General features: G+C 27.6%; 16 protein-coding genes and 1 other annotated feature. Of the genes, 2 read left to right on the plus strand and 14 right to left on the minus strand.

The annotated features are described in order from the left end of the window. Positions 1–154 precede the first annotated feature (154 nt). Positions 155–396, plus strand: a binding site (T-box leader). Between the two features lie 205 nt (positions 397–601). Then, positions 602–1831: a tyrosine--tRNA ligase gene (tyrS, locus tag AC4FQ1_RS06445; RefSeq protein WP_491169264.1), complete on the plus strand. Its 1230-nt coding sequence runs from the start codon at positions 602–604 to the stop codon at positions 1829–1831. Positions 1832–2203: 372 nt separating this feature from the next. Next, positions 2204–3835 (plus strand): aspartate 4-decarboxylase, encoded by a 1632-nt coding sequence (aspD, locus tag AC4FQ1_RS06450; protein WP_491169265.1) that lies wholly within the window; start codon positions 2204–2206, stop codon positions 3833–3835. Between the two features lie 112 nt (positions 3836–3947). On the opposite strand, the gene AC4FQ1_RS06455 is transcribed toward aspD, so the two are convergent. The 14 genes from AC4FQ1_RS06455 to AC4FQ1_RS06520 form a co-directional block, all read right to left on the minus strand. After that, complete coding sequence (locus tag AC4FQ1_RS06455; RefSeq protein ID WP_491169266.1) at positions 3948–4244, minus strand: YciI family protein; 297 nt, start codon at positions 4242–4244, stop codon at positions 3948–3950. A gap of 32 nt (positions 4245–4276) precedes the next feature. Further along, positions 4277–6415 carry a DNA helicase RecQ gene (gene recQ, locus AC4FQ1_RS06460; RefSeq protein ID WP_491169267.1) on the minus strand — a complete coding sequence of 713 codons (2139 nt, stop codon included), beginning with the start codon at positions 6413–6415 and terminating at the stop codon, positions 4277–4279. An 86-nt stretch (positions 6416–6501) separates the two neighbouring features. Next, positions 6502–7068, minus strand: a complete 567-nt coding sequence (locus AC4FQ1_RS06465) for an NUDIX hydrolase (protein ID WP_491169268.1) — start codon at positions 7066–7068, stop codon at positions 6502–6504. 25 nt (positions 7069–7093) lie between these two features. After that, complete coding sequence (locus AC4FQ1_RS06470) at positions 7094–7531, minus strand: GNAT family N-acetyltransferase (RefSeq protein WP_491147803.1); 438 nt, start codon at positions 7529–7531, stop codon at positions 7094–7096. A gap of 164 nt (positions 7532–7695) precedes the next feature. After that, positions 7696–7830, minus strand: a complete 135-nt coding sequence (locus tag AC4FQ1_RS06475) for a clostri-philic family protein (protein ID WP_303128787.1) — start codon at positions 7828–7830, stop codon at positions 7696–7698. 325 nt (positions 7831–8155) lie between these two features. After that, positions 8156–8443: an ethanolamine utilization microcompartment protein EutM gene (gene eutM / locus AC4FQ1_RS06480; protein ID WP_039311881.1), complete on the minus strand. Its 288-nt coding sequence runs from the start codon at positions 8441–8443 to the stop codon at positions 8156–8158. Between the two features lie 66 nt (positions 8444–8509). Further along, entirely contained in the window at positions 8510–9169 is a 660-nt protein-coding gene (locus tag AC4FQ1_RS06485) for a phosphate propanoyltransferase (protein WP_491147806.1), read from the minus strand. A gap of 25 nt (positions 9170–9194) precedes the next feature. Next, positions 9195–10790: an acetaldehyde dehydrogenase (acetylating) gene (locus AC4FQ1_RS06490; protein ID WP_303128784.1), complete on the minus strand. Its 1596-nt coding sequence runs from the start codon at positions 10788–10790 to the stop codon at positions 9195–9197. Between the two features lie 26 nt (positions 10791–10816). After that, a complete protein-coding gene (locus AC4FQ1_RS06495) occupies positions 10817–11455 on the minus strand; it encodes a BMC domain-containing protein (protein WP_491169269.1) in 639 nt (212 codons plus the stop codon). 23 nt (positions 11456–11478) lie between these two features. After that, positions 11479–12153, minus strand: coding sequence for a EutQ-related cupin domain-containing protein (locus tag AC4FQ1_RS06500; protein WP_491169270.1), 675 nt, complete (start codon positions 12151–12153; stop codon positions 11479–11481). 128 nt (positions 12154–12281) lie between these two features. Further along, entirely contained in the window at positions 12282–12548 is a 267-nt protein-coding gene (locus AC4FQ1_RS06505) for a EutN/CcmL family microcompartment protein (RefSeq protein WP_303128778.1), read from the minus strand. Further along, positions 12545–12847 carry a BMC domain-containing protein gene (locus AC4FQ1_RS06510; protein ID WP_491169271.1) on the minus strand — a complete coding sequence of 101 codons (303 nt, stop codon included), beginning with the start codon at positions 12845–12847 and terminating at the stop codon, positions 12545–12547. The genes AC4FQ1_RS06505 and AC4FQ1_RS06510 overlap by 4 nt, the downstream gene beginning before the upstream one ends. A 16-nt stretch (positions 12848–12863) precedes the next feature. Then, on the minus strand, positions 12864–13709 hold the full coding sequence (gene eutJ, locus AC4FQ1_RS06515) for an ethanolamine utilization protein EutJ (RefSeq protein ID WP_491169272.1): 846 nt from the start codon (positions 13707–13709) through the stop codon (positions 12864–12866). A gap of 4 nt (positions 13710–13713) precedes the next feature. After that, positions 13714–14328 carry a cobalamin adenosyltransferase gene (locus AC4FQ1_RS06520; protein ID WP_491169273.1) on the minus strand — a complete coding sequence of 205 codons (615 nt, stop codon included), beginning with the start codon at positions 14326–14328 and terminating at the stop codon, positions 13714–13716. Between the last annotated feature and the right edge of the window lie 2 nt (positions 14329–14330).

Genomic DNA, 14330 nt, shown 5'->3' on the forward strand with positions numbered 1-14330 from the left:
TTATTTTAAATAACTATATTTTTATATAATTAAATTTTACAAACTAACTAAATATTAATTTAAATTGAAATATTTTATAAATATTATTGACTATAAAAATTTATAATATTATAATGAATTCATATAACAAAAAATTATTTGTATTGTAATAATATTAAAGACTATGAAAAGAACAAGTAAAAATATCTAAGATTTAACAGAAAGTTGCCGGTTGATGAGAGGCACTAAATCAGTTATTTTGAATACATCTTGGAGTCATACATTGAACCTATTATATTTTAATAGAAATTAGATGTTATCGGTTAAGAACCGTTATTAACTTATTAAGATGTTACATACTATTTATTTGTATGTTTCAAATTAAGGTGGTACCGCGTGAGTAATCTCGTCCTTATTGGATGAGATTTTTTTATTTTATTCAAATTAAAAAACTATATAAACATAGTTTATATAGTTTTAATAAAAGATTTAATAATTAAGCATAATTATTGATCTTCTACAATATTATTTTTTCCCAAATATAATTATATTGTTTTTTTTAAAGAAGGTCAATAATTAATGCTAAATATATAAATTACATTAATTATTGGAGGTAATGAACATGGAAAGAAATGTTTTGGATGTTCTAAAAGAGCGTGGATACATTAAACAATTCATACATGAAGAAGAAACAAGAGAATTACTTGGAAAAGAGAAAGTTACTTTTTATATTGGATTTGATCCAACTGCAGACAGCCTACATGTTGGGCATTTTATAGCAATGATGTTTATGGCTCATATGCAAAAAGCTGGCCATAGACCTATCGTTCTCGTTGGTGGTGGAACCGTTACTATCGGTGACCCAAGTGGCAAAACTGATATGAGAAAAATGTTAACTGATGAACAAATTCAACATAATGTTGAATCAATAAAAAATCAACTTTCAAAATTCATAGATTTTGAAGATGGAAAAGCAATATTAGTAAACAATGCTGATTGGCTTAGAGATTTAAATTACATAGATTTCTTAAGAGAAGTTGGTGGACACTTTACTGTTAACAAAATGTTAGCTGCTGATGCTTTCAAAAGAAGATTTGCCCTTGATAGAGGTTTATCTTTCTTAGAATTTAACTATATGTTAATGCAAGCTTACGATTTCCTTATTTTAAATAAAAAATATGGTTGTAAGATGGAGCTTGGTGGAGATGATCAATGGTCAAATATGATTGCAGGGATTGATTTAGTAAGAAAGAAAAAAGGTGAAAGCGTATATGCTATGACTTGTACCCTACTTACTAATAGCGAAGGTGAAAAAATGGGTAAAACTGTTGGTGGAGCTTTGTGGCTTGACCCAAAAAGAGTTTCTCCCTTTGAATTCTTCCAGTACTGGAGAAATATCGCTGATGTTGATGTAGAAAAATGCTTAAAACTTTTAACTTTTGTTCCACTTGATGAAATAGATAAATTATGTTCAGTTGAAGGCTCTGCTATAAATGAAGCTAAAAAGAAGTTAGCTTTTGAAATAACTAAATTAGTTCATGGTGAAGATGAAGCAAAAAAAGCTTTAAAAGCTTCAGAAGCACTCTTTGAAGGTGGTATTAATTTAGAACACGTCCCTACTATTGAATTAGAAACTACAAAAATCGGAAACCACTTAATTGACATACTTGTTGAAGTTAAAATCTTCCCATCAAAATCAGAAGCTAAAAGGTTTGTAACTCAAGGTGGTCTAACTTTAAATGATGAAAAAGTTCAAGACTTTGGAAAAACTTTAGAAAAAGAACACTTTAATCAAGGCTTTGCTATGATAAAAAAAGGTAAAAAAGGCTTTACTAAATTAATAATAAAATAATATTTCTTAATTAAACCATTTATCAAAGGATATCGAAAAATACAAAGTCGATATCCTTTTCTTTCATTACTATAAACTTTTATATATTATTTTATAATATATATTTAACTTTTTATAAATATAATTTAAAATCTAATATATTAAATAAATTCATTCTATTTTTTCATATAAATACTCTATAAAAATTTACTTTTATGTATAATTCACAAAAAATACCCATTATAACTATTAAAAATTTATATAAAAATAATTTAATATCACTCTAAAAAAATTTAACAATATTATTACTGTTTATCTATTTTATTGAACAAAAGTTGTTGTATAGTTTTTTTGGGGCTAAATTTATATATTATTTTCAGGAGGATTTTTTATATGAAAATTAATACTTCAGACATTAAACAAATAGAAAAAGTTTATGGAAAAATAAGTCCCTTTGAGTTTAAAGATAAACTTATAGAAATTGCAAAAAAAGATTTAGATGTTAGTAAACGTCCTTTACTTGATGCTGGAAGAGGAAATCCAAACTGGACATGCGCAACACCACGTCAAGCCTTCTTTACTTTTGGTCAATTTGCTGTTCTTGAAACTCAAAGAGTTTGGAAAGATGGAGACCTTGCAGGTATGCCTCATAAAAAAGGCATATATAATAGATTTAAAGAATTTGCAGATGAAAATATAAATTCACCAGGTATAGAACTTTTAATAAATATAATAGAATATGGTATTAATAATAAAAATTTTGATGCCGATTCTTGGGTTTATGAACTTACAGATGGAATAATCGGAGACAACTATCCATTCCCTGATAGAATGTTAAGTCATATAGAAAGCATAGTTCATGATTATTTAGTTAAGGAAATGTGTTCTTCTGATTTTAGTAATTCATCCTTTGATATATTTGCAGTAGAAGGTGCAACTGCTGCTATGTGTTATATATTTGATTCATTAAAAGCAAATGAACTTTTATGCAAAGGAGATAGAATTGCTATAATCACCCCAGTATTTACCCCTTACTTAGAGATACCAAAAATACCAAGATATAGCCTTGATATTATACAAATTAAAGCAAATGAAAATCCAAATACCGGTAACTATTCATGGCAAGTACCTTCCGAAGAATTAGAAAAACTTAAAGATAATTCTATAAAAGCATTGTTTATGGTAAACCCTGGGAATCCTTCCTCTGTTGCTTTGACAAACGAAAGCAAAGATAATTTAATAAAAATAGTAAAAGAAAATAATCCAAATTTAATAATAATATCAGATGATGTTTATGGAACTTTTGTGCCAGGTTTTCGTTCATTAATGGCTGATTTACCTTATAATACAATTGGAGTATATTCTTTTTCAAAATATTTTGGTGTTACAGGTTATCGTCTCGGAACTATCGCTCTTCAAAAAGATAATGTTTTAGATAAATTAATTAGAGAACTTCCTAAAGAAAAGAAAAATCTAATTAAATCTCGTTATAAAGATTTATCTACAAATTGTGATAATATCCCTTTTATTGATAGATTGGTTGCAGATAGCAGACAGGTTGCTCTTAATCATACCGCTGGTCTTTCAACACCACAGCAAGTACAAATGGCTTTTTTCTGTGCCTTTGCACTACTTGATAAAGATGATAATTATAAAAAGCTAACAATAGAAATTTGTCGTCGTCGTAAAAAACTATTGTTTGATGGCTTAGGAATTGAACTTAAGGATAATAAATATAGTGCTTACTATTACACTGAATTTAATATACTTAAATGGGCTAGAAATTCTTTTGGTGAAGATTTCGCTAATTACTTACAAGATAATTATAAATTAGTATATATACTTTATGAATTAGCTAAAGAATGTTCGATAATAGTTTTATCTGGAAGTGGTTTTGATGATTCAGAATGGTCTCTTAGAGTTTCTCTTGCAAATCTAGATGATCAAGAATATTATACTATAGGTAAAGTAATGCGTAGACTTATGATAAATTTAATTGAAGAATGGAATTCTACAACTAAATAAATTTTTAAATTTAAAATTAAGGGTTAGCAAACTGCTTACCCTTTATCTATTTATACTAATAATTTTAAATATAAATCGTAAATTTTATAAAGTATTAATTATAATCTTAATTTTATTTATTAAACCATGCTTTTGGTGATTCATTAAAATAATGTGGATTAAACTCTATAATTTTATATTCCTGTATTCCATTTATATTAAAAGGTTCATTTGATAAATATTCTTGTACCATTTGTAAGGACTCTAATTTAATAACAAACATTCCTCCACTCATGTCTTCTTTAAGTCCAGACATTAATATAAGTCCTTCATCCATAGCTTTTTTAGTATAATTCATATGTTCTTTCATAATACTATCATTTATTTTATCTACATTTTTTAATATACCTTCAACTATAAAATATTTCATTTATTTTTCCTCCTAATCTCATTATTAAATATCTATCTATTACTTTCTATATTGTATTTTAATATAACTAACTTTATTTGATCATAAGTTATATTGCTTGGTAATGCTTCTTTTATTGGCTTTATCTTTAAATATCCAATATCTTTTACTTTTTCTAATATAATTTTTTCTTCTACTTCAGTAAAGTATTTATTAAAATTAATATTAAAATCGACTTCAAACCCTTCTGATACATATTGATTTATGTGAGATATAATAGTTGATATTGTGATTTTTCTATTGCTTGCTATTTCTTCTAAAGACATATTATCTTTAATCATATTTACTGTTATTTCATAAGATTTTTGCTTTTTTATTTTTTCTTTATTATTATTTAAATTTTCATTGTCCCATTTTTTATCTATATTATTTTCATTTATATAATTTTGTATTTTACTTATAAAAATATTTCCATACTTCTCAATTTTCTTTTCACCTACTCCACTTATTTCAATAAGCTGAGTATTATTAATAGGCATTCTAATACTCATTTCCTTTATAGTATTATCTCCAAAAACCATATACGGTGGTATTTTTTCACTTTCTGAAATATCTCTTCTAAGTTCTTTTAATATATTAAATAAATCATTATTTTCTATTAATTTAATTATCTTTCTTTGCTCTTTAAATAATACAGTTTCACTTCCCTTAACTACTTCAAGAGATTTTGAATTTGGTTTAACAACAGGATACTCACCACCATAATTAATATATCCATGAGCAATTAAAGTATTTATAAAATCCTTTAATTCTTCTTTTGAATAATCTTTCATTATTCCATAAGTAGTTAATTCATGTAAGTTTAATTCTTTTATCTTTTTATTATTAGAACCTCTTAATACATCAATTATCATCCCTATTCCATAAGGTCTTTTCATTCTATATATACATGATATTACCTTTTGAGCATCTATTGTCTTATTAACAACTTCTCCATCTGATTCACAATTACTGCAATTATTACAATCTTCTTTAAGCTCTTCCCCAAAATAACTAAGTATATACTTTCTATAACATCCATTAAAATAAACTAAGTCTGTCATGCTTTTAAGTTTTGATAATTCATTTAATTTTCTATTTGGATTTACTGTCCCTGTTTCTATAATATATTTTTGAGTTTGAACATCGCCAGGTGAAAATAACATTATACATTCTGAAGGTTCTAAATCTCTTCCTGCTCTTCCTATTTCCTGATAATACCCCTCTATATTTTTAGGCATATTATAATGTATTACATATCTTATATTAGGTTTATCTATGCCCATACCAAAAGCATTAGTTGCTATCATTAAATTTGTTTTATCATATACAAAATCCTCTTGATTTTTCTTTCTCTCATCATCAGATAGCCCAGCATGATATTTCCCGAGAAATAGATTTTTTTGTCTTAATAAATCATATAAATAATCAACTTCTTTTCTAGTAGCACAATATATTATTCCTGATAAATCCTTATTTTTATCTACATAGTCTAATATATATTGTTTTTTATTAACTCCTTTTTCTATTATTATTTTTAAATTTTCTCTGTCAAATCCTGATATAAATACTTTTGGATTATTAAGATTTAAAAGATTTATTATATCTTCTCTAACTTCTTTTGTTGCTGTTGCAGTAAATGCTGTAACTATAGGTCTTTCTTTTAATACTTCAATAAAATTTTTAATTCTTCTATAACTACTTCTAAAATCATGTCCCCATGCTGATACACAATGTGCTTCATCTACGGCTATTTGTGCTATATCTTTATTTGATATTATATTTAAAAATTCTAATGACTCTAGCCTTTCTGGTGCTACATATAATATTTTTATATTTCCATCTTCTATATTTTTAAATGTATTTTTCATTTCAATATCTGAAAGCGAAGAATTTATATATGCAGATTCTACTCCTATACTATTTAATGTATCTACTTGATCTTTCATTAAAGATATTAAAGGTGAAACTACTATAGTTATTCCTTCTTTAAGTAAAGCAGGAACTTGATAACAGATGGACTTTCCTCCTCCTGTTGGCATTATTGCTACAACATCATTCCCATTAATTATTTCATTAATTATTTTTTCTTGACCTTTTCTAAAATTACTATATCCAAAATACTCTTTTAATATTTTTAGTGCATTACTCAAAACATTTCTCCTTTTTCACACTTTACTTACTATTATTATAGACTAATTAATTAAATTATAAAAAGGAATTGTATATACAATTCCTTTTAGTCAATTTTTATATTACCTCTATTTAAGATTTTCTTATATACATTTAACATAAATGGTTCTCTTTCAGTACATTTTTTTAAATATTTTAAAGAAATCCACTTAACACCACTATTTTCATCTTCTTTTATTCTAAGTTTTTCATTCTCATCACCTTCAAAAAGATATGCAATTGACAAGTGAAGATGTGGTGATACAAATTCTCCTCTTTTTATATGTCCTTCAACTGTAAGTATATCTATTGATGCTATTTCATTATAAAGTAACTTTGCACCTTTAAGCCCTGTTTCTTCTTCTAATTCCTTAAATGCAACCTTTAAAAAATCACTATCACCATCCATATGTCCACCTGTCCAAGCCCATGATTTATAAATATTATGATAAGCCATAAGTGCTTTATCTTTATTTTTATTTACTACAAAAGCCGAACTAGTTAAATGACAAACAACATTTTTCCTTGTTAATACATCATTAAAATTATTTATACACATTAATATAGCTTGCTTATCTTTCTCCTCTTGTTCATTTATTGGAATATATTTTTCTATTTCTTCTTTAAACCTCATAACTTCTCCCTATAATTTATATTTCTTATAAATTTTTTTCCATAACAACTAATTTATCTACAATATTATAGCCATTTTTCTCATAAAAACCTTCTGTCATATCTCCTCTAGATGTCCATAAATATATATTATTTATACCTCTATCTTTTAGCCTAACAGTAAATTCATTTAGTACTTTTTTCCCTATACCTTTTCCCTTTTTAGAATGATCTACACAAAACTCCTTTATATTAAAATGCATTCCGTCATAATAGTATTCATGGTTTCCCAAAATCATAGCAACTATTTCATTATCTAAATAGCATACAAGCCCATACGCTCCTTCACAATTTAACATCTGCTGTAATCTTTTTTTAGCAGTATCCTCTGTCCACTTATCATTCCACGGAGGTGCATTAAATGATTTTACATAAAGCTTTGAAACTTCTTCTAAATGTTCTATATTAAAAATTCTATACCTCATAATAATACCCCTTATTTTTATATATCTATATTTTTTATAATTATATCATTTTTAAAATAATTTAATTATTATTTTTTATAATTTAATATTTTTCTTTAGCTATAATTTATAATAAAAATTTAAAGGACTTTAATTATTTTTATTAAAGTCCTAAAATATACTTATTATATTTCTTCACCATCAAAAGTTTTATATCCTGAAGGCTTTTTACTATTTCCTACATTGTTTTGTTTTTCGTGTAACCTTTGTCTTCTTTCTCCCTTTTGCATAGGATTGCCTAAATTATCTTTCTTTGGCATAATATCATCTCCTTCCTCAAAATTATTTTTTCTCTAATTAAATTTAGTATACATATAATTATTTAATATAAAGAATAATTAAAAACTCCAAATACCACTAATAACAAAATATAAAATATTTTATTTACAAAAATTAAACAATGGTACATATTTAAAACTTACTAAAACTTAATTAAAGTATTGAAATTTATATAAATTTATATTTTTAATATTTTATTTTTAATTAATTTCATAAAAATTTTTAGTTTACCCTTAACTTTTTAACAACTAAAAAAGCTACCCTAAATAAGGTAGCTTTCTTAACTATTTTAACTATATTTATTAATTATTTTTCTTCTTTTGAAGCAGGTAATATAACTTCAACTTCTGAATGTGGTCTTGGAATAACGTGTACTGAAACTAACTCTCCAACTCTTTGAGCAGCAGCAGCTCCAGCATCTGTAGCAGCTTTAACAGCTCCAACATCACCTCTAACCATTACAGTTACAAGTCCGCCTCCAACATATTCTTTTCCTATTAAGTAAACATTAGCAGCCTTAACCATTGCGTCAGCGGCCTCTATTGATCCTACTAATCCTTTTGTTTCAATCATTCCTAAAGCATCGTATTTCATATTAAAATCCTCCTAAAAATCCAATTATTTTTTATTTAAATTATTTTTTAACTTATTTTATTTGTGTTAGGCACTTTCCCTAACAATTTTAATTTTTGATTTTGGTGTTATACCAAATGAATTTGCCTCTTCAACATCTAAATGACATTCAAGACTAAATGAATCATTTGTTCTAATACTTACATTATTTAATATTCCACCTCTAAGTCCATCTACTTCAATTTTTACGATTTCCCCGTCAGTGACTCCAAAATGTTCCGCATGTTTATTGTTCATATGAATATGTCTTTGAGCTACTATAACTCCTTCTTCTAATTGGACACTTCCCTTAGGTCCTATTAAAGTAATACCTGATGTATCTTTTAAATCACCTGAAAGTCTAACACTTGGTGATACTCCAGCTTTTCTACAATCTCCTATTGATAGTTCAACTTGTGTTTTACTTCTAACAGGTCCAAGTACTCTTACTTTTTCTATAGAACCTCTAGGTCCGCATATTGTTATAGTTTCTTTACAAGCATATTGTCCTTTTTGAGATAAGTCTTTTAACTTTGTTAATTCATATCCCTCTCCAAAAAGTATTTCTACATGCTTTTTTGAAAGATGTATATGTCTATTAGAAATTCCTACTGGTATTTCAAATGATTCTTTAATTTGTTTTTTCTTTTCTTCACTTTCCTTAACTGCTGTAAGTAAAAGCTTTAATACTTCGTCTAAATTTTCCATGTTCAAATCTTCCTCTTCATAGTCTCTATTTTTTCATAGTTGCTATGATCTTATTTACTAAGTCCATTACTTCCTCATTATCTAAGTTATTGACTTTTTCTATTATTGTATTAGCAGTAGTTTCTGGTATCTCTGCTTTTCTTTGAATTTCTGCAGGGCTTAAATTCATTTCTGAATAACTTCTTCTGCTTGATTCTACACAACAACTAACATTATTAGCTTGAGGTTTAAAAGTTGTTTCTTGTAATTCTCTATTTCTAACTATATTTTCACAATCTATTAATCCATAAGCTACTCTCTTTATATTTAAAAGGTGCATTGGAGTTACATTTTCAGATACTGAACTTCCTCCCCATGTTCCACATCCTAAAGTGAATGATGGCATAAGTCCTGTTGAAGCTCCTGTTCCTCCAAATGATCCACCTGTATTAACTAATATTCTTGATGCTGGCTTTTTAGCAAACTTCTTAACTATTTCAACATCCTCTGTATGAATACTCATTGTATGTCCTATTCCATTTTGAAGAAGTTCTATACTTAATTCACAAGCTTCCATCCAGTCATTTACTACATAAAATCCAAGTACTGTAGTAAGCTTTTCATATGAAAGTGGATATTTAGGACCAACTCCTCCTTGTCTTCCTATAAGTACTTTAGTTCCTTCTGGAACATAAAATCCTGCAGCTTTTGCTATTACATCAGCAGATCTTCCAACAAAAGCAGCATTCATAGCATTACCTTGCTTAAATAAAATATTGCAAACCTTATTAGTTTCCTCTTCTGTCATGAAGTATCCACCTTGTTTTTTAAGTTCCTCTACTACTTTAGCTTCATTGCAGTATTCACAAATTATTGATTGTTCTGATGCACATATAGTTCCATTATCAAATGTTTTACTAGCTATAATGTTTCTTATAGCTTTTTCAATATTTGCAGTTCTTTCAATATATGCTGGTGAGTTTCCAGCTCCAACACCTAATGCAGGTTTACCTGAAGAATAAGCTGCTTTAACCATACCAGGTCCACCAGTTGCTATAATTAAACTTACTTCTTTTGACTTCATAAGCTCATTAGTAGCTCCTAGTGAAGTTAATTCTACACAAGTTATAATATCTTCTGGTGCTCCTGCTTCTACAGCTGCATCATGCATAAGCTTAGCTGCTGTGCTTGTACATTTTACTGCTGATGGATGTGGTGAAAATACTATAGCATTTCTTGATTTTATAGCTATAATTGATTTAAAAATTGCTGTTGATGTTGGGTTAGTTGAAGGAACTATTCCCATAACTAATCCTACTGGTTCAGCTATATCAATTAATTTATTTTCCTTATCCTCTTTAACAGTACCTATAGTTTTCATGTCTTTTATTGAATCATATAAAACTGTTGATGCTAAATTATTTTTAGTAGCCTTATCTAAAACTTTACCAAATCCAGTTTCTTCAACGGCCATCTCTGCTAAGCAAACTTCATGTTCCTTTGCCACTCTAACCATATTTCTAATTATTTTATCTATTTGTTCTTCGTTAAAATCAGCAATTTTATTTGCCGCCACTTTTCCTCTTCTTGCTAAATTTCTAGCTTGTTGTATTGATCTTAAATCTTTATCGAAATTTTCCAAATTAATTTTCCTCCTTCTTTAAAAGACTATTTTTTATAATAATTTCTAAGTCTAATTAGAAGAGAATCTTTATCTTCTTTTGAAATAGCCTTACTTGTTATATCAATATTTTTAAATTCTTTTGCTAACTTTCTTATTTTAGATACTTTTAAATTACCTAAAATCTCAAAAGCCTCATCTAATCCTTTTTCTTCTACAAGCTTGTCTAATTCTTCTTTTGTAAATTCTAAATCCATACTATTGTTTACAACTTCTAAAGCTTCAACTTCCTCTAAGGCTTCACTTATTATTTCTTCTTCTATATTGTCATTAATTTCTTCTTTAATAGCTTCTTCTACTATTTCGCATGAAACAGTTTCTTCTATAGATTCTTCTAATCTCTCTATAGCAGGTTTAGTTTCTATTATGCTTTCTAATTCATAGTGTGGTCTTGCAATCACATGGTGTGAAACTAAAATATTATCGCCTAGTCTATTTACTGCTGAAACTCCAGCATCAACTGCTGATTTAACAGCTCCAACATCTCCTGTTACAGTAACTGATACATATCCTCCACCAATATATACTTTTTCAAGGATATTAACATTTGCTGATTTCACCATGGCATCAGCTGCTTCAATAGTAGCTAACAATCCTTTAGTTTCTATCATTCCTATTGCTTGCATAATTATCTATCCTCCTTAAGTAATTAAAGTAAATCTGCCCAATTGGCTGGATATGTTGCATAAAATAACTTAGCTTTATTAGGTGATCCCCAAATTACTTTAGATCCTTTAGGAACAAATAACACATCTCCAGCATTTGCTTCGTAAGTTTTGCCGTTTATTTCTACAGTTACAGTTCCTTCAATAACATAGTCTATTTCTTCATAAGTTAATTCCCATTCAAACTTTGAGTCTTCAATAGTTAAAAAACCAGCACTCATTTTAGACTCATCTTTACTTATTAACTCTTGAAAAAATACTCTATCATTTGGATTTCCAGTATCAAATACATCCATTTTTACTGAACTTCCTTTTATAACCTTAAGTCCACTTTCATCGGTTGATGATACAAATTTTGAAGCTTCACCAGTAGCTAATATTTTTAGCATCTCTTGAAGCAAACCTTCATTAACCATTTGCTTAAACATCTCTAATAATTTCATAGAATCTAAATTTTTAGTTTCTATACCTTCTAAGCATTTATCACTTTTACTACATACTTTTTTCTCTATACTTTTTTCTGTAGTAATTGAAATACCATTATTTTTAGCTATATCTTTAGCTGATGGAGTTAAAATTACGTCTTTGTCTATATAGAAAACATTTTCTCCAGTTTCTAAAAACTCTTCCATATCTTTTGCACAAATCAACTTCTTCATTTTCTCACATCCTTTCAAAAGATTTATAATTCTATTTATATCTTTTGTTTTATATCAAGCATATTGATTAATTTCTTATCATTCATATTTAATTAATTAAAATACATGTAAGATGCTATATATATCGTTTACTCACTAAATTTGCAATCTTCATCAATAATTCCTATTACTGCTGCATCAACTGGAATTTCATCATCCCTAAGCATTTTTCTTGCAGATGATCCTGTACTTACGATAACTCTATCTCCAATTCCGGCTCCAATATTATCTACCACTATAAATCTTCTACCATTAAAGCTTCCGCCAATTTCTTCAGCTAACATAAACTTTAATCCGTAAAGATTATCAGCTTTTCTAGTTGCCCAAATATTGTCTATTAATTTTGCTGTTATCATAAGAATCTTCCTTCTTTCAACTTTAATTTGATTTCTTCTATTGCAGATTCTACTGATGAAGTATCTCCAAGTATAGCAATTGAGGTCATATGTTGAGGACAAATTCCTTTTATATCTTCAACTATTACTCCAGCTGCCTTTTCTGCAATATCTATAGCACAAATCATTTCAATTAGCTTGCCTTGAGCAAGCCCAATAGCATCTACATTTTTTATTGCTTCTTTTCCTTCTATACCCATTCTCTTTATAAGAGCACGTTTTGTTCCTTCTGTTGGCGATTTTATAAGTCTAAAATCCATAAGGCTCCAACTCCATTTAATCTATAATCTCACTTGTGCAACTAAGTGCTATTCCAAGTGGCGTAACAAACATTGGATTTTTTGGTTTATGCGTATATACTTTTATTTTGTTTTCTATTACTTCCTCTATTCCTGTAAGACAAGCAGTCCCTCCAACTAATGATATTTCCCTAACATCATGATTTTTTATATGATCATTAATTATTGATCCAACCTTTTCAATTACAGGTTTTAAAACTGGTAATAACTCTGAATGATTGCCATTATCTCTTTTAAAATTATCTGCTTCATCAAATTTCATTCCATATGCACCTGATATAACTAAAGAGAAATGTGTTCCTCCTGTAGGCTCATCTGCCACATAAACTACTTTTCCATCTTTTATAATGGAAGTACCTGTAGTTCCTCCTCCTATATCTACAACTGCACCATTTTGAATTTTTAATACTTGATTTGCAGCTGTAGGTTCATCTAATAGATTTGTTAATTCAAATCCAGCAGCTTGTACAACATTTTTTATAGCACCACCATCTAAAGAATCTGTTCCTGGCGGTATAGCTGCTGCAGCATAAATTAGCTCAGTGCCTAATTTTTCTTCTATTTGTTGCTTAAGCTCTCGAACTATTTTTACTGCACCTATATAATCAACTACCATACCATCCCTTACTACATCAGCATATCTATATGCTCCTGCAACTGGTCTATAATTTTCATCTAAAACTGCTAAAACTATGCATGCAGTTCCAAGATCAACTCCTGTGTAATAAACAGATGATTTTTCTAAGATAGGTTTTTTTATAACTTTTTCAAACTCACTTACTAACTCATCACAGTACTCGAAAGTTTTACTTTTATCACTCAATTTTTTATCCTCCAATTTCTTTAGATATAGTCATAGATAATATATTTATAATATTTTCTAAATTAATTAAAATCTCTTTTACTAGCTCATCATTTTCATATTTTTCTAGAAGATAATATTTAAATTCATTAAGTTTACAAAGGAGGATGTAAAGATTTAATATTTGCTTACTATTTTTTAGGTGTATATAAACGTCTGTAATTTCTATTTCTTCATTATAAAAATCACAAATTTTAGGATTGGATTCTAATTTAGTTTTTCCTTCTGTAAACTCTCTTATATTCTTTATTTCTCTTCCTAAATCAATAAGTTTCTGAGCTAAATTTAAGTCCTCATTAATTATCTTGCTTGCTGACTCTAAAAATAATGCTTCAATAGATTTACATTTATATGTAATAGTCTTATAACCATACTTATTATTTTCATCTATTAAAGTTTCATCTATTTTTTCTTCTTTTTTGCTATCTGTAGGTAAATTACTATTGATCTTTATCCCTTTATCAAGTAAGTATTGTCTACCTCCTGGAGTAAGCTTTTCATTTTCATTAAGCTTAAATTCCTTAAAGGGTTCATTTCTATATAAGTCTTTTAAATAATCCTCAGTAATAAATCTAAACATAT

Source organism: Clostridium sp. TJA020, from assembly GCF_058310295.1.

Coding starts and splice junctions, on each gene's coding strand:
- tyrS (WP_491169264.1), top strand. CDS start 602: ATGGAAAGAAATGTTTTGGATGTTCTAAAAGAGCGTGGATACATTAAA.
- aspD (WP_491169265.1), top strand. CDS start 2,204: ATGAAAATTAATACTTCAGACATTAAACAAATAGAAAAAGTTTATGGA.
- AC4FQ1_RS06455 (WP_491169266.1), bottom strand. CDS start 4,244: ATGAAATATTTTATAGTTGAAGGTATATTAAAAAATGTAGATAAAATA.
- AC4FQ1_RS06465 (WP_491169268.1), bottom strand. CDS start 7,068: ATGAGGTTTAAAGAAGAAATAGAAAAATATATTCCAATAAATGAACAA.
- AC4FQ1_RS06470 (WP_491147803.1), bottom strand. CDS start 7,531: ATGAGGTATAGAATTTTTAATATAGAACATTTAGAAGAAGTTTCAAAG.
- AC4FQ1_RS06475 (WP_303128787.1), bottom strand. CDS start 7,830: ATGCCAAAGAAAGATAATTTAGGCAATCCTATGCAAAAGGGAGAAAGA.
- eutM (WP_039311881.1), bottom strand. CDS start 8,443: ATGAAATACGATGCTTTAGGAATGATTGAAACAAAAGGATTAGTAGGA.
- AC4FQ1_RS06485 (WP_491147806.1), bottom strand. CDS start 9,169: ATGGAAAATTTAGACGAAGTATTAAAGCTTTTACTTACAGCAGTTAAG.
- AC4FQ1_RS06495 (WP_491169269.1), bottom strand. CDS start 11,455: ATGCAAGCAATAGGAATGATAGAAACTAAAGGATTGTTAGCTACTATT.
- AC4FQ1_RS06500 (WP_491169270.1), bottom strand. CDS start 12,153: ATGAAGAAGTTGATTTGTGCAAAAGATATGGAAGAGTTTTTAGAAACT.
- AC4FQ1_RS06505 (WP_303128778.1), bottom strand. CDS start 12,548: ATGATAACAGCAAAATTAATAGACAATATTTGGGCAACTAGAAAAGCT.
- AC4FQ1_RS06510 (WP_491169271.1), bottom strand. CDS start 12,847: ATGGATTTTAGACTTATAAAATCGCCAACAGAAGGAACAAAACGTGCT.
- AC4FQ1_RS06520 (WP_491169273.1), bottom strand. CDS start 14,328: ATGTTTAGATTTATTACTGAGGATTATTTAAAAGACTTATATAGAAAT.